This window comes from Hyalangium ruber, assembly GCF_034259325.1.
Lineage (GTDB): Bacteria > Myxococcota > Myxococcia > Myxococcales > Myxococcaceae > Hyalangium_A > Hyalangium_A rubrum.
The window spans coordinates 274,843-295,588 of the sequence record NZ_JAXIVS010000009.1 but is presented as its reverse complement, the minus strand read 5'-3'; the positions used below and the strand labels follow the sequence as shown (position 1 = coordinate 295,588).

The following is a 20,746-nucleotide window of genomic DNA, read 5'->3' as shown; positions in this document are numbered from 1 at the left end:
CATGCTGACCCAAACCATCGACTGGTCGCTGAAGCACCGCTGGGTGGTGCTCGCCGGCACGCTGGCCCTCGTCGTCTCGGGCCTGCTGGCGTTCCGGGAGCTGCCGCTGGACGCCTTCCCGGACACCACCCCCACCCAGGTGCAGGTCAACGCGTTTGCCCCAGCCCTGACGCCCACCGAGGTGGAGCGCCAGCTGACGGTGCCCCTGGAGCAGGCGCTCGCGGGGCTGCCGCACCTGGAGGATCTGCGCTCCATCTCCAAGTTCGGCCTGTCCCAGGTGACGCTGCAGTTCAGCGACGGCACGGACCTGTGGTTTGCCCGGCAGCAGGTGGCCGAGCGGCTCGGCCGGGTCGAGGTGCCCGCGGGGCTGGAGCGCCCCACGCTGGGGCCGGTGGCCACGGGCCTGGGCGAGGTCTTCCACTACCTGGTCAAGTCCAAGGCGATGAGCCTCGAGGAGCTGCGCTCGCTGCATGACTGGACCATCGCGCCGCAGCTGCGCAGCGTGCCCGGCGTTGCCGAGGTGAACACCTGGGGCGGCGGCGAGAAGCAGTGGCACGTGGTGGTGGACCCCCGGCGCCTGCAGAAGTTCGACCTGTCGCTGGGCGATCTCTACGAGGCGCTGGAGAAGAACAACGCCAACGTGGGTGGCGGCGTGGTGGAGCGCGGCGGGGGCGCGAGCCTGGTGCTCGGGGTGGGGATTCTCGAAGGTGGCAAGGACATCGAGGAGGTGGTGATCGCCGCGCGCAAGGGCGTGCCCGTGCGGGTGCGGGACGTGGCGCACGTGGAGGTGGGCCGGGAGATCCGCCGGGGCGCCACCACGGCGGATGGCGAGGGCGAGGCGGTGCTGGGCCTTGGCTTCATGCTGATGGGGGAGAACTCCGACACGGTGACACGGGCCCTGGCCGCGCGGCTCGCGGAGGTGAAGAGGAACCTGCCCAGAGATGTCCAGGTGGACATCGTCTACGAGCGCACGGAGCTGGTGGACCACGTGCTGCGCACGGTGGAGAAGAACCTCTTCGAGGGGGCACTGCTGGTCATCGCCGTGCTCTTCGTCTTCCTGGGCAACTGGCGCGCCGGCCTCATCGTGGCGGCCGCCATCCCCCTCTCGCTGCTCTTCGCCTTCAACGCGATGCTGAGCTTTGGCATCGCCGGCACGCTGATGAGCCTGGGGGCCATCGACTTCGGGCTCGTCGTGGACTCGTCCGTCATCCTCGTGGAGAACGCCGAGCGGCGGCTGGCCGAGGCCCGGGGCGAGCGCAGCATCCTGGAGGTGGTGCGTGATGCAGCGGTGGAGGTGCGCAAGCCCACCCTCTTCGGCGAGCTCATCATCATGGTGGTGTACCTGCCCATCCTCACCCTCACCGGCGTCGAGGGAAAGCTCTTCCGCCCCATGGCGCTCACCGTCATCTTCGCGCTGCTGGGCAGCGCCCTCGTGTCCATGACGCTGATGCCAGTGCTCGCCTCCTTCGCCCTGCGCAAAGGCGTGAAGGGACACCACGAGCCGCGCCTCGTCGGGTTTCTCAAGCGCCTCTACCGCCCAGTGCTCGCCTGGAGCCTCACCCACACCAAGGCGGTGCTCGTCGCAGCGGCCCTCCTGGTGCTCGGGGCGGGCGCCGCCGCGACGCAGCTGGGCAGCGAGTTCGTCCCCCGCCTCTCGGAGGGCACCGTCGTCATCAACACCGTGCGCCTGGCCGAGGTGTCACTCACTGAGTCAGTGCGCTACGGCAGCCAGCTCGAGCGGGTGCTGAAGCAGAAGTTCCCGGACGAGGTGCGGCGCGTGTGGACGCGCACTGGCACGGCGGAGGTGGCAACGGACCCGATGGGCATCGAGCTGTCGGACGTCTTCATCACCCTCCAGCCGCGCGAGCAGTGGAAGCGCGCCAGCACCCAGGAGGAGCTGGTCAACGAGATGAAGGCGGAGCTGGCGGACATGCCCGGCATGCGCATGGCCTTCCTCCAGCCCATCGAGATGCGCGTGAACGAGATGATCGCCGGCGTGCGCAGCGACGTGGGCATCAAGCTCTTCGGCGACGACCTGGACCTGCTCAAGGCGAAGGCGCGCGAGCTCGAGGGGCACGTGCGCGCCATCCCGGGGGCCGCGGACGTAACGGTGGAGCAGGTGACGGGCCAGCCCGTGCTGGAGGTGACGGTGGACCGGGCGGCCATCGCCCGCTACGGCATCCCGGCGCACGAGGTGCTGGACGTGGTGGAGGCGGTGGGCAACCGCAAGACGGGCGAGGTGCGCGAGGGGGAGCGCCGCTTTGATCTCGCCGTGCGCCTGTCGGACGAGTTCCGGGATGACCCGGCCCGGCTCGCCACGGTGCTGGTGACCGCCCCCGGTGGCGAGCGCGTGCCCCTGGGACGCCTGGCCACCATCCGCGAGGTGAGCGGCCCCACCACCATCCAACGCGAGTGGGGCAAGCGCCGCATCGTCGTGCAAGCGAACGTGCGGGGCCGCGACCTGGGCGGCTTCGTGGGCGAGGTGCGCCGCACGCTGGAGGACAAGGTGGAGCTGCCCCCGGGCTACTTCCTGCGCTTCGGCGGACAGTTCGAGAACCTGGAGCGGGCGCAGGCGCGGCTGCTCATCGTGGTGCCCATCGCCCTGGCCCTCATCTTCGGCCTGCTCTACGTCACCTACCGGCGAGTGCTGGACTCGTTGCGCATCTTCGCGGGCGTTCCCTTCGCGATGGTGGGCGGCGTGCTGGCGCTGCTGGTGCGCGGGCTGCCCTTCTCGATCTCGGCGGCCGTGGGTTTCATCGCCCTCTCGGGCGTCTCGGTGCTGGGAGACATGGTGCTGGTGAGCCGCGTGCGGCAGCTGCTCAACCGCGGCATGGAGCTGCATGACGCCATCCGCGAGGCGGCCCTCTCGCGCCTGCGGCCGGTGCTGATGACGTCCGCGGTGGCGGCCATCGGTTTCTTGCCCATGGCCCTCAACACCGGCGTCGGTGCAGAGGTGCAGCGGCCGCTGGCCACCGTCGTCATCGGCGGCATCCTCTCCTCTACCCTTCTGACGCTTGTCGTCCTGCCCGTCCTCTACATCGTCTTCGGGGCAGGCAAGGACGCTCAGCGGCCCGAGGGACTTCACCCGGTGTCAGCAGATGAGGACATTGGTATGGATGACAAGGAGGCGAGCCATGCAGCGGGTTAACCAAGCGTTGAGCGCCCGTGCTCCCTGGGCTTTCGGGTGCTCGCCATGAGTGCCCACTGCTGTGAGGACAAGAGCGAGGAGCTCGCCCAGCTGAGGCGCACGCAAGGCCGCGTGGTGAAGGTGGTGCTCGCGATCAACGCCGCCATGTTCCTCATCGAGTTCACCGCTGGCGTCCTGGGGCGTTCCACCGCCCTGCTCGCCGACTCGCTCGACATGCTGGGCGATACCGCGGTGTACGCCTTCAGCCTCTTCGTCCTGGAGCGCAGCGCCCGGTGGAAGGCCGGAGCCGCCGTCACCAAGGGCGTCATCATGGCGGCCTTTGGCCTCGGGGTGACGGCGCAGGTGCTGGTGAAGACTCTCTCGGGCACGGTGCCTGCCGCCGAGACGATGGGAGCCATCGGCGCCCTCGCATTGGGCGCCAACCTCACCTGCCTGGTGCTGCTGCTTCGCTACCGCAACGCGGACCTCAACATGCGCTCCACTTGGCTGTGCTCGCGCAACGATGTCATCGCCAACGTGGGCGTGCTGGTGGCCGCGGCGGCCGTGGCGCTCACTGGCTCGAAGTGGCCGGACATCGTCGTGGGCGGCATCATCGCGGCCCTCTTCCTCTCTTCCGCATGGGGGGTGCTGAGGGAAGCGCTCACGGCGCTGAGGAACACCCGGGGCTCAGACCGCCCCGGCGAGACGGCCCACCAGGGCAGTCACGTTTGAACAGGGCGGCCCGGACGGCTACGTGTGCACATGAGGTGCTCTGATGAGTGGCAAGCAGGTGGAACTGTACGTCGAGAACCTCGACTGTGAGAACGATGCGGCCAAGTTGAAGCGCGGCCTGACGGGTACTCCTGGCGTCCTGGACGTCACCGTCTACCCCAAAGCCGCCAAGGTGATCCTCACCCTGGACGAGGGCAGGACCTCGCCGGACGCCGTTCAGGAACGGTTGGAGGGGCTGGGCTTTCCGGTACGGCGCCAACGCGGCAAGGCAGGCACGGTAAGCCCGTGGAAGAACCCCAAGGTGCTCACGTCGCTCGCCTCGGGTGCCCTGCTGCTGGCCGGCTGGCTGGTGGCACGCGCGGGGTTCCCCCCTGCCGTGACCTGGGGTCTCTACCTCGCCTCGCTTGCCTCAGGCGCCTACTACTTCGGCCGGGAGGCGCTGGAGGAGCTCATGCTCGAGCGCGAGGTGGGGATCGAGCTGCTCATGCTGGTGGCTGCCGTGGTGGCCACCCTCATGGGCGAGCCCATGGAGGGGGCCATGCTTGCCTTCCTCTACTCCATCTCCGAGGCCATGGAGGGCTACACCGAGCAGAAGACGCGCGGCGCCATCGCGGCACTCATGGAACTCGCTCCCAAGGTGGCGCTGGTGCGCCGGGACGGCAGGGACGTGGAGGTGCCGGTGGAGGAGGTGCGTGTGGGGGACACCTTCCTCGTGCGGCCTGGGGAGGCAGTGCCCACGGACGGGGTGGTGCTGTCGGGCACCTCCAGCGTCAATCAGGCCCCCGTCACGGGAGAGAGCGTCCCGGTAGACAAGGGTGAAGGCACCACCGTGTTCGCTGGCAGCATCAACGGCGAGGGCTCGTTGGAGGTGAAGGCCACCACCACCTACGCCAACAACACCCTGGCTCGCATCATTCACCTGGTGGAGGAGGCGCAGGAGAAGAAGGGCGAGAGCCAGCGCTTCATCGAGCGCTTCGGCCGGCGCTATAGCCCGCTGGTCCTGCTGGCCGGCCTCCTCCTGGCCGTCATTCCTCCCCTGCTCTTTCATGGCGACTGGGGAACCTGGCTTGCCCGCGCTGTCGTCTTCGTGGTGGCAGCGGCCCCCTGTGCCCTCGTCATCTCGGTGCCCATCACCCTGGTGGCGACGCTGGGCACAGCGGCCCGGCGTGGCGTGCTCATCAAAGGGGGCACCTACGTCGAACAGCTCGCCACCGTGAAGGTGGTGGCGCTGGACAAGACAGGGACGCTCACGCGCGGGCGCCCCGATGTAACAGACGTGCGCCTGTTTTCCGCCTGGGCAGCCGGGCCCGGAAACACGGAGGCGAAGCTGTTGTCGGCCGCAGCGGGGCTGGAGCGCTACAGCCAGCATCCGCTGGCGCTGGCCATCGTCCGCCATGCGCAACAGGCGGGCGTGCAGGTAGCGGAGGTGCAGGGCTTCCAGTCCCTCACGGGCGCCGGCGCCACCGGGCGCTACGAGGGCACGCCCCTGTACGTTGGCAGCCCCGCCCTCTTCCAGGAAAAGCTGGGCGTCCGCCTCGACGCGCTCGAGCAGGAGTTGGCGCGCCTCCAGGCCGAGGGCAAGACGGTGGTGGTGCTGGGCGACGAGAAGTCCCCCTGGGGGCTGGTAGCCATCCGCGACACCCTCCGGCCCAATGCACGTGCCGCCATTGCAGCCCTTCACGCGGCGGGAGTGCGCAAGGTGGTGATGCTGACCGGCGACAACGAGCGCACCGCCCAGGCCCTGGCGCGTGAGGTGGGCATTGATGAGGTGCACTCGGACCTCAAGCCCGAGGACAAGGCGGCCCAGGTGCGCGAGCTCACCCGCACCCACGGGAACGTGGCCATGGTAGGCGACGGCGTCAACGACGCGCCGGCCCTGGCAGAGGCCACCATCGGTGTGGCCATGGGCGCGGCGGGCACGGACGTCGCGCTGGAGACGGCGGACGTGGCCCTCATGGGCGACAACCTGGAGCGGCTCGCCTATGCGCTGAAGCTCGCTCAGCGTAACCACGCCGTGGTGCGCCAGAATCTGGCCCTCTCCGCCCTCGTCATCATCGTGATGGTGGCTGGGGCGCTCAGCGGTGCCTTCACCCTCCCCGTCGTGGTCGTAGCTCACGAGCTCAGCGAGTTCGTCGTCATCGGCAGCGGCCTGCGCATGCTGCGCGCCTGAAGGCCAGGACTTGAGACAGGCTTCTCGCCGCCAAGGAGCACACGGCCACATGAACCCCAGATTGCGCGCGCACTTTGAGCGGGAACTTCCCCAGTCCTTGGAGGGAGAAGCGCGCGGCGAACAGGACGCTGCGTGGCGGTTCCTCGAGCGGGCACACATCCTCAGCCAGGCCCACGCGTGGCCACACGTGCGGGTGCACTGTGCCATGTTCACCTTCGCGTGGCGCAGGCGGGACTGGCGCGAATGGCTGGGGCAGTTTCCCCGGCTCCTCCTGGCGGGGCCAGGCTCTCTTCTTGGACGCGCCCCTCAGGGAAACACTGGCGGCACGAGCGTGGGCATCTTCACGCTCATGCCGATTCCTGAGGACCTTCAGACCCTGTTACGCGAGGGAGAGGGACCTTCGAGGGCTTAGCCCTTGAACGTCCAGTGCCAGTACTCGCCGGCCACGTCGTTCTTGAAGCCGTAGTTGGCGGCGTTGTTCTTCAGCCAGTTGTACGCCTTGGTGTTGTAGCCACCCACGCCGCCGACATCCATGGAGATGCCGTTCTGGTGATTGGAGTAGCCCGGCTTGGCGGCCAGGTTGCCCGTGCCGTTGAGGTACTTCTGGTAGAGCGCCCGCTGCTGATCCATGGTGCGGAAGCCGCTGGTGGCCGACAGATTGACGCCCGCGCGGCTGGCCGCCGCCTGCATCGCCTTGAAATTACGCGCCGCGTCAGCCTGGAGGTACTGGCCATTGCCCACCGACTGCACGGTGATGTTGCGCGGCTGGCCCGCCACGTAAGCCTGCACCTGCTTGCCGCCGCCCGAGGCGGGGGGCTGGGAGACCCCGCCCGCGCCACCCGTACCGCCCGTGCCACCCGTACCGCGCAGCGCCCCCCACGTCTGCGGGCCCACGATTCCGTCCACCGCCAGGCCCTTGGCCTGCTGGAACTTCTTGACGGCTGCCTCCGTCTTGGGCCCGAAGACTCCGTCCGCCGCGATGTTGTAACCCTTGTTGCGCAGCAGGTTCTGGAGCTGAGTCACGGAGGCGCCCCTGGCCCCCTCGCGCAGAGTGGGAAGGCTGGCCTGGGCACCGCGGGTGGCGGCGGTGGCGCGGGCGGCGTTGACGGTGGTCATGGGGTTCCTCGATTCTCGAAAATTGTGAACGTTATTCCTGATTATCGGCGGCAGGGGCGTGAGGTTGCGTCCTGCGCCCCCTTGCCGGCATGAGTTCTTGTACGATTGATCCCTCTGCCGTCCGCGAGCCGGCTCTGGCCGCCTCCTCTCCTCTGGCAGCAAGGATCGTTTGATGATGAAGAGACTCTTTGGCCTCCTGGGAGCGTGGCTGGCGCTCATTGGGATCGTGCAAGCCTGCGGGCCCGACATGCAGCCGCTGCCCCCGCCACGCGCGGACGGTGGCACCTGGGTGGTCTGCGGAGAGCAGGACGCGGGTGCCTGTGCTCCTGGGGAGCACTGCTTGTACGTAGAGCGCTACGAGCGCTCCGTGTGCGCACGCCCCTGTGACGCCACGCTGGGGTGCGGAGAGACGGAGGTGGAGTGCTGTGGGGGTGGCGAGGACGGCGGGGTGGGTGGGTACTGCCTGCCGCGCGATGTGTGCGAGCAAGGGGATGCCGGGGTTGCGGATGCGGGCTCCGACGTCGGGCCGGGCCCAGACGGTGGAACCGAGCCCAATGGTTCCCCTGATGCGGGGAGCGACGCGGGCCCGGAGGGAACGGACGCGGGCACCGCCAGGGATGGAGGCCCCCAGACGGATGCCGGCACGGGGAGCGATGCGGGGACTTCGGTGGACGCCGGCACACGAATGGATGCGGGCACGCCGATGGACGCAGGGCTCCCGGCGGATGCAGGGTTCCCAGTAGACGCCGGTACGGATGCAGGCACGGGCCCGGATGCGGGCACTGACGGTGGCCTCCCGAGTGATGCGGGTACCGACGGAGGCTTCCCAGGAGATGGCGGACCGGATGCCGGCATGCCAGATGCGGGCCTGGTGCGCATCCGCATCATGGCGTCCAACCTGTCCAGCGGAAACAATCAGTCATATGACCCGGGCCATGGCACCCGGCTGATGCAGGGCGTGCGACCTGATGTCGTGCTCATCCAAGAGTTCAACTACGGCGACAATACGCCCACGACAATCAGCAACTACGTGACGAGCTCCTTCGGCGTGCCCTTCCGGTACTACCGGGAGGCAGGCGCCCAGATCCCGAACGGAATCATCAGCCGCTGGCCCATCATCGCCTCGGGCGAGTGGGACGATCCTCAAGTCAGCAACCGGGACTTCGCCTGGGCGCGCATCGATATCCCCGGGCCGAAGGATCTGTGGGCGGTGAGCGTGCACCTGCTCACGGCCAACGCCACCGTGCGCAACTCCGAGGCCAGCAGCCTGGTGCAGTTCATCAACAACAACGTGCCCCCGGGGGACTACCTCGTCATCGGCGGCGACTTCAACACCGACAACCGCGGCGAGCCCTGCCTCTCCACCCTCTCCCAGGTGGTGTCGCCCGGCGCTCCGTACCCGGCGGACCGCAACGGCAACAGCAACACCAACTTCAATCGCAACAAGCCCTACGACGACGTGCTGGTGGATGGCGACCTGCGCAGCCTGCAGCGGCCCACGCTCATCGGCTCGAGCGCCTTCCCCAACGGGTTGGTGCTCGACAGCCGCGTCTACACGCCGCTGTCGGAGATTGCCCCGGCCCAGGCGGGCGACAGCGCCGCCACCAACATGCAGCACATGGGCGTCATCAAGGACTTCCTCGTCCCCACCAACTAGGGGGTGGGAGGACTGACGGGGCGGCCCTCGGAAAAAGCGCGAGCCCGGCAACCACGGGCCCGCCCCGCCGATAATGAAGTCACATGGGCCCGCTCGGCCCCATAACATTCCAGGAAAAATGTCATGGCCATCAATCGTGTTTCCTCTCCCGCAGCACCGCGCGCTACAGCCACGGCTTCCACAGTGTCAGCTCCGCCGGCGGGCCTGAAGAAGGGCGCCGAGGGCCCCCAGGTCAAGCAGTTGCAGGACGCGCTGGTGCAGATCGGCTACATGACCCGGGCCCAGGTGAACACGGGCTACGGCACCTTCGGTCCCAAGACGGAGGCGGCGGTGAAGAAGTTCCAGGCCGACAAGGGCCTGCCCACCACCGGTTACTACGGGACCATGACCAACGCGGCCCTGAAGAAGGCGCTGGGCCAGGGTACCTCCAAGCCCCCAGTCGAGGGCCCGTCGACCCCGCCCTCCAAGCCGGGCACCTTCACCAAGCCGCCGGTCATCAGCGCGCCCTCGCCCAACTACAATGAGCGCGGCGGCAAGGACATCGACAGCATCGTGCTGCACCACACCGCCTCCAACAACGGCGCGGGCGACCTGTCCTGGATGCGCAACCCCAAGAGCCAGGTGTCGGCGCACTACATGGTGGACCGCGACGGGAAGATCTACCAGTTGGTCAATGACCAGAAGCGCGCCTGGCACGCGGGCCAGGGTGAGCTCAATGGCGTGCCCACCGACGTGAACGGCCGCTCCATCGGCATCGAGATCGTCAACGACGGCAGCGGCAAGACGCCCTTCACCGAGGCGCAGATGAAGTCGCTCACCCAGCTGACCGGCTACCTCAAGCAGCAGTACAATGTGCCGATGAAGAACATCGTCGGGCACGCGGACGTGGCCGTGCCCCGCGGGCGCAAGAATGACCCGGCGCCCAACTTCGACTGGAACCGGCTGCGCAAGGGCATCTCCTGAGCCACGCCTGACATCCCCCGGCCCCTGAACGCCCTGTCAGCCAGGCGGCGTTCGGGGGCCTTTTGTTGTTTGAAGCAGGCCAATACCGGTCCCCTTGAGCCACCTCACCCGATACAAATTGCGGTGTGGCGTCGCGTGAGTTATGTCCTCCCCGTGCCGCGTCTGCTGCTCCTCATCGTGCTCATCAACGGTCTCGCCCCCTCCTTGGGAGAGGCGGTGGAGTTGGTGGTGCACTACGCGGCGTCCGGCCATCTGGCGCACTTCGAGCCAGGCGAGGCCGACCTCGGTGGCGCTGAGCCCGAGCATGGCTGTGGCCCAACGGCACACCACTGCGGCTGCTGCTTAAGCCAGCCCCTTCTGCTTCCAGTGGCTGCCCGGTCGGCCATCAGTCATCGGGAGTTCTCCGAGCCCCCTCCAGACATCGCGGCCAGAGTGGCGGCTGGAGTGCACGAGAACCTGTTCCGGCCCCCGATACGCGGGTAGGGCTGGCGTCTCGTAGCCTCGGCTCCACCCACGCCGCAGGCCCTGCCTGTCCGTAGGGCCCGTGTGCGAGCGAGGCCACCTGGCCGGGCATCCTGAGCCATGCGGTTCCACGTGAGCGGCTGACCGCATCTCCGCGGCGCCCCGCTTACGCTGGCGTGGTTCAAGGTCTGCGCGAAGCGCCAGCACATCCAAGGCCCCGAGCCGGAGTCATCTCCCATGGCCCGTCCGCGTCACGCGTCACGGGTCCAGAGAGTCCCCTTGTCCTGTCCCCACTGTTCCGGGCGGAGCCTTCATTCCGAAGGCCCGCTCCTGGTCTCTTCGACTATGCAAACATTCCACCGTCTCCCAACCCGCCTTCGTCCCTGGTGGCTGCTGCTGTTCCTCTCAGCCCCGGCACTGGCCGAGAAGCCGCTCACCCTCGAGCGAGCCGTCTCCCTCGCCCTGGAGCGCAGCCCAACCCTCGTCACCTCGGAGACAGAGGCGGCGCTCGCCCGAGCCCAGGCCCAGGGGGCCTCGCTCCTCTTCCAGTCCAACCCGGAGCTCGAGGTGGCGGCCGGGCCCCGTGTGCGTGAGGGGGGCAACAGTCTGGATCTGGGGCTGGGCGTCAGCCAGCAGTTCGAGATTTTCGGCCAGCGAGGCGCCCGCCGCGCGGTAGCCGAGGCCCTCGTGGTGGGCAGCGAGGCGCGGCTGCAGGCCCGCCGGATCGAGCTTGCCGCCGAGGTGCGCGAGGCGTTCGGCCGAGCGCTGGCGACCGAGCAGGACGTGCAGATCACCGAAGAGGCCAGGAGGCTCGCCGAGGAGGCGCTCAGGGCGGCCGAGCAGCGGCTGGAAGCGGGTGCCACCAGCCGCATCGAAGTGAATGCCGCGCGGGTGGAGTTGGGGCGAGCCCGGCGCGAGTACGCGGCGGTCACCCAACGGCGTGCCGTGGCGCTGGGCGCGCTGCGCCTGCTCATCGGGCTGGAGGCAGCGGAGGAGCTGACGCTGGAGGGCAGCCTGAGCGCGGACGCGAGCCCCCCCGTCGAGGTTGAAGCGCTGGCGGAGCAAGCCCTGGCTGGGCGCGCGGATGTGCGCGCCGCACGGGCCGAGCTGGAGGCGGCGCAGGCGGAGCGGGCGCTCGCCGCTCGCGAGGCGCTGCCCAGCCCGCGCCTGGGGGTGGCCTACAGCCGTGAGGAGGGTGCCCAGATCATCCAAGGCACCCTGGGCATTGCCCTGCCACTGTTCCAACGCAACCAGGCCGCCCGGGGCATCAGCGCCGTGAGAGTGGCGCAGGCGGAGCGCTCACTCCAGGCGCTGGAGCGTGCGGTCCGCCTGGAGGTGAGGCTCTCCGCCGAGCGGCTGCGCGGGGCCCAGGTGGCTGTCGCGGCCGGCTCCGGAGACGTGCTGGCGGCGCAGGAGGAGAACCTCGCGCTGATCAACGAAGCCTACCGCGCGGGGAAGGTGGACTTCTTCGAGCTGCTCATCATCCGGCGGGAGTCCCTCGATGCGCGCCGCGCCTCCATCGAGGCGCTCGAGGAACTCAACGCCGCGCAGGCACAACTCAAGCGTGTGGTCGGGAGCATTCAATGAAGATTCGAGCGCTGCTGTTGTCGGGAGTCGCAGTGAGCCTGCTGCTCGGGTGTCCTAAGAAAGAGGAGCACGCCGAGGGTGATGGCCACGAGCACGCCCAGGAAAAGAAGCCCCAGGCCGGCACCGGAACCGAGGGCAAGAAGGAGGGGGAGGAGCACGAGGGTGAACACGGTGAGGAGGGCCATGGTGAGGAGGGTGGCCATGAAGAGGTGATTCAGCTCACGCCCGAGGCGCTGCGCTCCGCGGAGCTGAAGACGGAGGAGGCCCGGCGCAAGCCGCTGGTGATGGGGCTGTCCGTCCCGGCGCGCGTCGCCTTCACCCAGGATGGGGTGGCACAGGTCGCGGCGCGGGTGCCGGGCCGGCTCGCCAGCATCGAGGTGCAGCTGGGCCAGCGCGTCAAGAAGGACCAAGTGCTCGGCTACCTGGAGAGCCCGGAGCTGGGGCAGGCCCGCGCGGACTACCTCTCCGCTGCCACCAAGGCGGGCGTGGCCGAGGAGAACTTCCGCCGTGAGAAGGAGCTGCTCGCCAAGGGCATCTCCAGTGAGCGGGAGATGCGCGAGGCCGAGAGTGCCTTCGTCACGGCTCAGGCCGAGCGCAATGCCGCCGACGGCCGGCTCCACGCGCTGGGCCTCGCCGACGCGGAGATCACCGCGCTGCGCAACAACGAGCACTACAGCAGCCGCTTCCCCGCGCGCAGCCCGCTGGAGGGCACCGTGGTCGAGGTGCTCGGCACCGTGGGGCAGGCCGTGGAGGGCACCACGCACCTGTTCACCGTGGGCGACCTGTCCCGGCTGTGGGTGCTGCTGGACGTCTCCGAGACCCAGCTGGCGGCAGTCAAGCAGGGGCAGCCGGTGAGCATCACCGTCCCGGCGCTGCCTGAGCGGCGCTTCGAGGGAAAGGTGGAGTATGTGGGGGCCGTCGTCTCCGAGAGGACGCGCACCATCCCGGTGCGCGTCGCGGTGCCCAACCAGGACGGGACCCTCAAGCCAGGCATGTTCGCCACCGCGGAGGTGGCCACCACCACCGCCACCACGGCAAGCGACGCCGGTGAGGTCCCCTCGGGGCGCGTGGTCGTGCCGCGCGAGGCGGTCCAGAAGGTGGGCGCGGAGAGCGTCGTCTTCGTCCCGGCGGGCGAAGGCCGCTTCAAGCCGGTGGAGGTGAAGCTGGGCGAGAGCTCGGCCCGGGAGGTGGAGCTGCTCTCCGGCATCGAACCAGGCACCCAGATCGTCACGCAAGGGGCCTTCATCCTCAAGTCCGAGCTCTCCAAGGAGAGCATGGGCGAAGGCCACTCTCACTAAGGCGCGGCCCCATGTTCGACAAGCTCATCCAATTCTCCATCAAGAATCGCTTCTTCGTCTTCATCCTCACGGCGGTCCTCATCGGCTTCGGCCTCAACGCGCTGCGCAACCTGCCCATCGACGCGGTGCCGGATGTCACCAACGTGCAGGTGCAGATCCTCACTTCCTCGCCGGGCCTGGGGCCGGTGGAGGTAGAGAAGTTCATCACCGTGCCCGTCGAGACGGCGATGAGCGGCATGCCGGACACCGAGGAGATCCGCTCCATCTCCAAGTTCGGCCTGTCCGTCGTCACGGTCGTATTCCACGACAACGTAGACATCTACTTCGCCCGCCAGCTTGTCGGCGAGCGGCTGGCCTCCGCCAAGGAGAGCATCCCGGAGGGCTACGGCAGCCCCGAGATGGGCCCTGTCTCGTCGGGTCTGGGCGAGATCTACCAGTTCGAGGTGATGGGCCAGGGCAAGAGCGCCATGGAGCTGCGCAGCATCCTCGAGTGGCAGATCACCCCGCGCCTGCGCTCCGTGCCAGGCGTGGTGGAGATCAACGCCTTCGGTGGCGAGCTGAAGACCTACGAGGTGCAGCTCGATCCAGCCCGCCTCACCGCCTACGGCCTCTCGCTCGAAGAGGTGTTCCACGCCCTCGAGGAGAACAACGCGAACGCTGGTGGCGCCTACATCGCACGGGGTGCCGAGCAGGTGCTCATCCGCGGCGAGGGCCTGGTGGAGACGCTGGAGGACATCGGCAACATCGTCCTCTCCGCCTCGCCCCAGGGCGTGCCGGTGCTCATCCGCGACGTCGCCGAGATGAAGTTCGCGCCGATGGTGCGCCAGGGCGCCGTCACCCGCGACGGGCGCGGAGAGGCCGTCACCGGCATCGTGATGATGCGCATCGGAGAGAACTCGCGCGAGGTGGTCAACCGCGTCAAGGCCGCGGTGGAGGAGATCCGCCCGACCCTGCCTCCCGGCGTCACCATCGACACCTTCTATGACCGCACGGCCCTGGTCCGGCAGACGATCCAGACGGTGGCCAAGAACCTCGTCGAGGGAGGGCTGCTCGTCATCGTGGTGCTCTTCCTCATGCTGCGCAACCTGCGCGCGGGCCTAATCGTGGCCACCGCCATCCCGCTGTGCATGCTGTGCGCCTTCATCGGCATGCGTGAGCTGGGCATCTCCGGCAACCTGATGTCGCTGGGGGCCATTGACTTCGGCCTCATCGTGGACGGGGCGCTGATCATCGTGGAGAACGCGGTGCGGCACATGGCCGAGCGCACGCACGAACTGCGGCGCCCCCTCACTGCCGAGGAGCGCGACGAGGTGGTGTACCGCTCGGCGGTCGAGATCCGCGGTGCAGCCTCCTTCGGCCTGCTGATCATCGGCGCCGTGTACCTGCCCATCCTCACCCTCACCGGCATCGAGGGGAAGATGTTCAAGCCGATGGCGATCACCGTCATCTGCGCCCTGGCCGGGGCCTTCGTCCTCTCGCTCACCCTCATCCCGGCGCTCGCTTCGCTCTTCCTCTCGCGAAAGGGGACAGAGAAGGAGAGCTTCATCATCCAGGGGGCGCGGCGCGTCTATGAGCCCGCGCTCGCCTGGTGCCTGCGCCGGCGAAAGACGGTGGTGGGCATCGCCCTCACGGTGCTCGTCCTCAGCCTGGCCACTGTGCCGTTGCTGGGCGCGGAGTTCGTGCCGAAGCTCGACGAGGGCGCCATCGCGCTCCAAGCCTGGCGCGTGCCCTCCGTCTCGCTGGAGGAGTCCGTGCGGCAGACGGGCCTCATCGAGCGGGTGCTCAAGCGCTTCCCCGAGGTCACCACCGTCATCTCCCGCACGGGGCGCGCGGAGATCGCCACCGATCCGATGGGCGTGGAGATCAGCGACATCTTCGTGATGCTCAAGCCCCACGAAGAGTGGACAACGGCGGACAGCCGCGAGGGGCTCGTCGCCCGCTTCGACGAGGCCCTGGGCAAGGAGGTACCCGGCACCCTCTTCAGCTACTCGCAGCCTATCGAGCTGCGCGTGAGCGAGCTGATCGCCGGGGTGCGCTCGGACGTGGCGCTCAAGCTTTACGGTGACGACCTGGAGGTCTTGAAGCAGACGGGCGACAAACTGGCCGCTGCGCTGTCAAAGGTGCCGGGGGCCGCCGACGTCAAGGCCGAGCAGGTGGCGGGGCTGCCCGTGGCACGCATCCAGATTGATCGGCGGGCTATCGCCCGCTACGGCATCAACGCCCGCCAGGTGTTGGACACCATCGAGACCCTGGGCGGCAAGGAGGTAGGCACGGTGTTGGAGGGCCAGCGGCGCTTTACCCTCCAGGTGCGCTTTGCGCCGAGCGCGCGGGCCAACGTGGAGCAGTTGGAGAACCTCAAGGTGGCCAGCGCTTCCGGGCAGCTCATCCCCCTCTCGCAGCTGGCCCGGGTGGTGGTGGAGGAGGGCCCCGCGCAGGTGAGCCGGGAGAACATCCAGCGGCGGCTCACCATCGAAGCCAACGTGCGCGGCAGGGATCTGCAGGGCTTCGTCACCGAGGCGCAGGAGATCATCGCGCGCGAGGTGAAGCTGCCGCCGGGCTACTGGACGGACTGGGGGGGGCAGTTCGAGAACCTCCAGTCCGCCACGCGCAGGCTCGCCATCGTGGTGCCGCTCACCCTCTTCATCATCTTCGTGCTGCTCTACACCACGTTCAACGCGGTGCGGCCGGCCCTGCTGATGTACCTCAACATCCCCTTCGCGGTGACGGGGGGCCTACTGGCGCTACTGGTGCGCGGCATGCCGCTGTCCATCTCCGCGGCGGTGGGCTTCATCGCTCTGTTCGGCGTGGCGGTGCTCAATGGGCTGGTGCTGGTGTCCTATATCCGCAAGCTGCGCCAGGACGGCCTGCCTCCTGCCCAGGCGGCCCATGACGCCGCCCATGTACGCTTGCGCCCCGTGCTCACCACCGCGCTGGTCGCCTCGCTGGGCTTTATCCCGATGGCGTTCTCCACTGGGGCGGGGGCCGAGGTGCAGAAGCCCCTGGCCACCGTCGTCATCGGCGGGCTGATCACCTCGACGCTGCTCACCCTGCTGGTGCTGCCCACCGTCTACACCTGGTTCGACCGGGGGAGCCCGGCGCCAGCACCGGCCCCCCCAGAAGAATCCCCAACCCCGGCGGGCCCACGCCCCGCCCACGAAGGAGGTGCGTCATGAAAGAGATCAAGGCCATCATCCAGCCCTTCAAGGTCAGCGCCGTGACCGATGCACTGGAGGCCATCCCAGGCGTGGGAGGTATCACCGTCATGGACGTGCGCGGCTTCGGCCATCAGCGCGGCCGCAACGGGATGGAGGTCCACGCGCATGGGTCGGTCAATTACCTGCCCAAGGTGATGTTGCTGCTCGTCGTTCCAGACGCGGTGGTGGCGCCGGTCCTCGCGGCCATCCAGCAGCACAGTCACACCGGTAACGTGGGCGATGGCAAGGTGTTCGTCTCCCCGGTTGAACAGGCCGTCCGGCTGCGCACCGGCGAGAGCGGCGAGAAGGCACTGTGAGCCAGCGCGCACGCGTCGAGCTGTCCCTGCTCCTGCCTGAAGCTCCCGACGCCCGGGATGCGTGTGTAAGCCGCCTGGAGGCGCTGCTGCTCCGGGAGAAGGGCATCACCCGCACCCACCTTCCCGAGGAGGCAGCCACTCGGGCCCTCTGTATCCACTATGATCCGGGGCTCGTCACCCTGGCGCAGGTCGAGCGGCTGGCCATCACGGCCGGCGCGACTGTCAGCCGCCAGTTCGGCCACATCCTCCTCGCCTTACGAGCGGTGGACAGTGAGGATGCCGCGCCCCGTATTGAGAGGGCGCTGTCCAGTCTGGCGGGAGTGCTCGCGGTCGAGGTGAACCTCGCCGCGCAGTTCGCTCGGATCGAGTTCAACCGGAACCAGACGAGCAGAGAATCGCTCGAAGCAGCGCTGCGCGAGCTGGGCTATGCCTCAGCGCCCGCTCCCGCCGCTGCAGGAGCCCCCGAGGAGGCGCGCGGCGGCTGGTATGCCCGTAACACGGAGCTTGCCTGGAGCCTTATGGGCGGGCTGTTGCTCGCCGTGGCCTGGGCTGGCCAGCGCTGGCTGGAGCTGCCCCGCGGGGTGGCCCTGCCTCTCTATGCCGCCTCCTATGCGTTGGGCGGATGGGATCTGGTCCGGCATTGGGTGGGGGCCGTGCGCAAGGGCCGCCTCTCGTTCGACATCGATCTGCTGATGCTGCTGGCCGCCATTGGCGCGGCGGCGCTGGGCGACTGGGCCGAGGGAGCCTTCCTGCTCTTCCTGTTCTCACTGGCGCACGCGCTCGAGCACTACGCCCTGGGGCGGGCCCGCAACGCCATCCGAGCGCTCTCCTCGCTGACCCCGGCAACGGCCCGGGTGCTGCGGGGAAGCACCTCCTCAGAGGTGCCCGTGGAGGCGGTGGCGGCCGGCGAGGTGGTGCTGGTCCGCCCAGCCGAGCGCATCCCCGTGGACGGGCTGGTGCAATCGGGCCGCTCCACCGTGAACCAAGCGCCCATCACCGGCGAGTCCGTGCCCGTGGAGAAGGTCGTGGGCAGCGAGGTGTTCGCGGGGACGGTCAACGGCGAGGGGGCGCTGGAGGTGAAGACGACCCGCGCCGTGGGAGATCGCACGCTGGACCGGGTGGTGAAGCTCGTCGAGGAGGCGCAGACGCAGAAGGCCCCCACTCAGCGCTTCACGGATCGCTTCGAGCGCATCTTCGTCCCGGCGGTTCTCGTGGCGGACGTGGCGCTCATCCTCGTGCCACCGCTGATCGGCGCCTGGAATTGGAGTACGAGCTTCTACCGGGGCATGGCCTTGCTGGTGGCGGCCTCCCCGTGCGCACTCGCCCTGGGCACTCCCGCCGCGGTCCTCGCGGGCATCGCTCAGGCGGCGCGCCGGGGGGTGCTCATCAAGGGCGGAGCACACCTGGAGAACCTGGGCCGCCTGCGCGCGCTCGCCTTCGACAAGACGGGGACGCTGACGGAGGGCCGCCCAGAGGTGACGGACCTGGCTGCCGCTGAGGGTGTGACCGAAGCCGGGCTGCTGCGCGTGGCCGCCGCCGTGGAGCGCCTCTCTCAGCACCCGCTCGCCACCGCCGTGGTGCGCAGCGCCGAGGCCCGGAACATGGAGCTGCCCGCTGCGGGTGAGCTCATGAGCCTCACCGCGCGAGGCGTGCGCTCCTCGGTCGAGGGACGAATGGTGGAGATTGGCAACCTGCGCTTGTGGGAGGAGGCCGGCGTCCCGGTGCCCGCCGCCATTCGAGGGCAGGTGGAGCGCCTTCAGGCGCTGAGCCGCAGCGTGATGGTGGTACGCCACGGCGAGGTGTGGCTGGGCAGCATCGGGATGGCGGATCGCCTGCGCCCAGGAGCGCCAGAGGTGCTGAAGCGGCTTAGAGCCGTGGGGCTTCAGCGGCTGGTGATGCTCACAGGCGACAACCGGGGCGTGGCCGAGCAGGTGGGCGCGGAGGCAGGGGTGGACGAAGTGCGCGCGGAGCTGCTGCCCGAGGACAAGGTGACGGTGATGAAGCAGCTGCTCGCCGCCCATGGCCAGGTGGCGATGGTGGGTGACGGGGTGAACGATGCGCCCGCGCTCGCCCATGCCACCGTCGGCATCGCCATGGGCGCGGCGGGTACCGCCGTGGCGCTCGAGACGGCGGATGTCGCGCTGATGGCGGACGACCTCGGCACCCTCCCCTTCGCGGTGGGGCTCTCGCGCCAGGCCAGCGCCATCATCCGCCAGAACCTCTTGCTCTCTCTGGCCGTGATCGTCCTGCTGGTGCTCGCGTCCACGACCGGCTTCTTCGGCATCGGGGCCGCCGTGCTGGTGCACGAGGGCAGCTCGCTGGTAGTCATCGCCAACGCGCTGCGGCTGCTGACCTATGAGGAAGGCACGGCGGGGCGCGCCTCACCTCCGGCGGCGCGAGCAGAAGCCGAGAAGCGCAGCGAGTAGACCAGAGAGGGCACCGAGCATCACCGAGGAGCCTGTCGTGTTGCACCCGCCCGTCCCGCCACCTGAAAGTGGCTCCTCCGGGAGCGCGGGAGCCGGGTGTTCGGCACCCGGCACGGAAGCCTCAGGCGAGGGGGGTGGAGTTCCAGGCTTCCCCTCCGCCGGGTTACTGGGGCCTTCGCCCACCTCTCCAGCGGCGTCCACAACCACCGCAAGACGCCGGGTCACCACCTGGCTGCCCCGTCGTGCCTCCACTTCCACTTCATGGGTCCCCGGCTGCTCGAAGCGCTCGCGAACCTGCGCCCCGGAGAGGACCCTGCCGTCGCTCAGCCTCCACGACACCTGCGCATCGGAAGGATTCGCCGCGGCCCCCAGGAGCACCTCCAGCGGAGCCACTCCGCGCGAAGGCTCCGCCGCCACAGTCAGCTCCAGGGGCACCTCGGGCGGCACTGGCTTTGAGAGGGCGAAGCTATCCACCACCTTGCCCGAGGGCGTCACCATTCGGGCACTCAGCCGCTCTGCCTGGACGCTCACCTCCAGGAAGCCGTTGTTCTCGGCGTCCCGAGTGACGCTCCAGGAAGGCTGCGCCCGGGTGAAGGGGCGCAGGTTCGCTCCGCCACTCCCCACCACGACGTAGGTGATGCCCGCCGCGCTTTCCAATGGAGCTTCGGCATCTCCCAGCATGGGCCGAGTGCGCTCGTAATCGTGCTCGTGTCCAGCGAAGACGAGATCGACCCCGCCGGACTCGAGGACAGGAGCGAGTTGCTGACGCAGCGGCATGTAGGATCCGTACTCTCCCGTCGACCAGAGCGGGTGGTGGAGGTAGACGACCTTCCATTGCGCGCGGCTGGCGGCCAGATCCTGCTTGAGCCACGCGAGCTGCTCACTGGCGATGCACCGGTCCGCCGAGGCGCTACCGCGCAGGCAGTTGGAGTCCAGGGCCACGAAGTGCACGTTCCCCCAATCAAAGGAGTAGTAGCGCTCGGTGCCCCGGGGGTTGTTCGCTGGAAGGTAGAGGTTGTTCAGGTAGGGCTGGCCCTGGTTCGTTACGTACTCGTGGTTGCCCATGCTGGGGAAGATGGGAACCTCGGCCAGCAGCGCCGCCATGGGCCGCAGGAAGTTCGACTCGAACTCGGCGTCAGTGCCGGACTCGTAGATGTTGTCCCCAACGGTGACGATGAGCTCGGGGCGCGCTGTCTGAAGCGTCCTCACCACGGCTCTCTGAGCCGAGCCGCCCGTGCCGAAGTCCCCAAGGACGGCGAAGCGGACCTCGCGCGCCTGAGGCTCCGTGGCAGTGCGGAACCGCCGAAGCGGACCCACAGAGGCGCCACATCCCTCAATGGCATAGCTGTATTCCGTCCCTGGCTGAAGGCCGGCGAGCTGTACGGCGTGCTGGCGGCCAGTCAAGCCCGCGGTCACGGTGAGCGACAGGTCGCCGCCTGCTCCATAGCGCACCTGCGCCGAGCATGCGGTGTCGAGACGGAAGGCGACGAGGGCGCTTGTTGACGTGACGGACTGGAGATACGGGCCACGACTGAGAGTCGCCGCGCTGGCACTTCCCGCAGCCAGTGCCAGCCACGCTCCGAAGAATGCGGCGCTCCGGTAGGCAAGGTCACGTCGTTCATTCATGCTCGGGTCCCCCGGAAGTCAGACCAGAAACCTGCTTTCGGAACTTCCGATTCCAACCCGAGGCAACCCGC

The 20,746-nt window shown here is 68.8% G+C and carries 13 protein-coding genes; 11 read left to right on the top strand and 2 right to left on the bottom strand.

The genetic code is table 11. The annotated features are described in order from the left end of the window. The first annotated feature begins 1 nt into the window (after window position 1). The 4 genes from SYV04_RS26040 to SYV04_RS26025 are packed head-to-tail and all read left to right on the top strand — an operon-like array spanning window position 2 to window position 6,441. Window positions 2–3,148: an efflux RND transporter permease subunit gene (locus tag SYV04_RS26040; RefSeq protein ID WP_321548599.1), complete on the top strand. Its 3,147-nt coding sequence runs from the start codon at window positions 2–4 to the stop codon at window positions 3,146–3,148. Window positions 3,149–3,193: 45 nt separating this feature from the next. Beyond that, complete coding sequence (locus tag SYV04_RS26035) at window positions 3,194–3,859, top strand: cation efflux transmembrane domain-containing protein (RefSeq protein WP_321548598.1); 666 nt, start codon at window positions 3,194–3,196, stop codon at window positions 3,857–3,859. Between the two features lie 43 nt (window positions 3,860–3,902). Further along, the gene (locus SYV04_RS26030) at window positions 3,903–6,029 is read left to right on the top strand and encodes a heavy metal translocating P-type ATPase (RefSeq protein ID WP_321548597.1); all 2,127 of its coding nucleotides are present in this window, start codon (window positions 3,903–3,905) and stop codon (window positions 6,027–6,029) included. A 49-nt stretch (window positions 6,030–6,078) separates the two neighbouring features. Further along, entirely contained in the window at window positions 6,079–6,441 is a 363-nt protein-coding gene (locus SYV04_RS26025) for a DUF3703 domain-containing protein (protein ID WP_321548596.1), read from the top strand. Here SYV04_RS26025 and SYV04_RS26020 read toward each other — a convergent pair. Then, on the bottom strand, window positions 6,438–7,145 hold the full coding sequence (locus SYV04_RS26020; RefSeq protein WP_321548595.1) for a peptidoglycan-binding protein: 708 nt from the start codon (window positions 7,143–7,145) through the stop codon (window positions 6,438–6,440). The genes SYV04_RS26025 and SYV04_RS26020 overlap by 4 nt on opposite strands. Window positions 7,146–7,317: 172 nt before the next feature. Between SYV04_RS26020 and SYV04_RS26015 the strand changes: the two genes are divergently transcribed. From SYV04_RS26015 to SYV04_RS25985, 7 genes are all read left to right on the top strand, one after another. Continuing rightward, on the top strand, window positions 7,318–8,802 hold the full coding sequence (locus SYV04_RS26015) for an endonuclease/exonuclease/phosphatase family protein (RefSeq protein WP_321548594.1): 1,485 nt from the start codon (window positions 7,318–7,320) through the stop codon (window positions 8,800–8,802). Window positions 8,803–8,925: 123 nt separating this feature from the next. Further along, entirely contained in the window at window positions 8,926–9,765 is an 840-nt protein-coding gene (locus tag SYV04_RS26010) for a peptidoglycan recognition protein family protein (RefSeq protein WP_321548593.1), read from the top strand. Window positions 9,766–10,572: 807 nt separating this feature from the next. Continuing rightward, on the top strand, window positions 10,573–11,814 hold the full coding sequence (locus SYV04_RS26005; protein ID WP_321548592.1) for a TolC family protein: 1,242 nt from the start codon (window positions 10,573–10,575) through the stop codon (window positions 11,812–11,814). Beyond that, window positions 11,811–13,112 carry an efflux RND transporter periplasmic adaptor subunit gene (locus SYV04_RS26000; protein WP_321548591.1) on the top strand — a complete coding sequence of 434 codons (1,302 nt, stop codon included), beginning with the start codon at window positions 11,811–11,813 and terminating at the stop codon, window positions 13,110–13,112. Before SYV04_RS26005 ends, SYV04_RS26000 begins: the two co-directional genes overlap by 4 nt. 11 nt (window positions 13,113–13,123) lie before the next feature. Further along, a complete protein-coding gene (locus SYV04_RS25995; protein WP_321548590.1) occupies window positions 13,124–16,285 on the top strand; it encodes an efflux RND transporter permease subunit in 3,162 nt (1,053 codons plus the stop codon). Next, complete coding sequence (locus tag SYV04_RS25990) at window positions 16,282–16,623, top strand: P-II family nitrogen regulator (RefSeq protein WP_321548589.1); 342 nt, start codon at window positions 16,282–16,284, stop codon at window positions 16,621–16,623. Before SYV04_RS25995 ends, SYV04_RS25990 begins: the two co-directional genes overlap by 4 nt. Continuing rightward, the gene (locus tag SYV04_RS25985; RefSeq protein ID WP_321548588.1) at window positions 16,620–19,049 is read left to right on the top strand and encodes a heavy metal translocating P-type ATPase; all 2,430 of its coding nucleotides are present in this window, start codon (window positions 16,620–16,622) and stop codon (window positions 19,047–19,049) included. Before SYV04_RS25990 ends, SYV04_RS25985 begins: the two co-directional genes overlap by 4 nt. Here SYV04_RS25985 and SYV04_RS25980 read toward each other — a convergent pair. Beyond that, window positions 19,005–20,675, bottom strand: coding sequence for a metallophosphoesterase family protein (locus SYV04_RS25980; RefSeq protein WP_321548587.1), 1,671 nt, complete (start codon window positions 20,673–20,675; stop codon window positions 19,005–19,007). The two genes, SYV04_RS25985 and SYV04_RS25980, sit on opposite strands and share 45 nt — an antisense overlap. Between the last annotated feature and the right edge of the window lie 71 nt (window positions 20,676–20,746).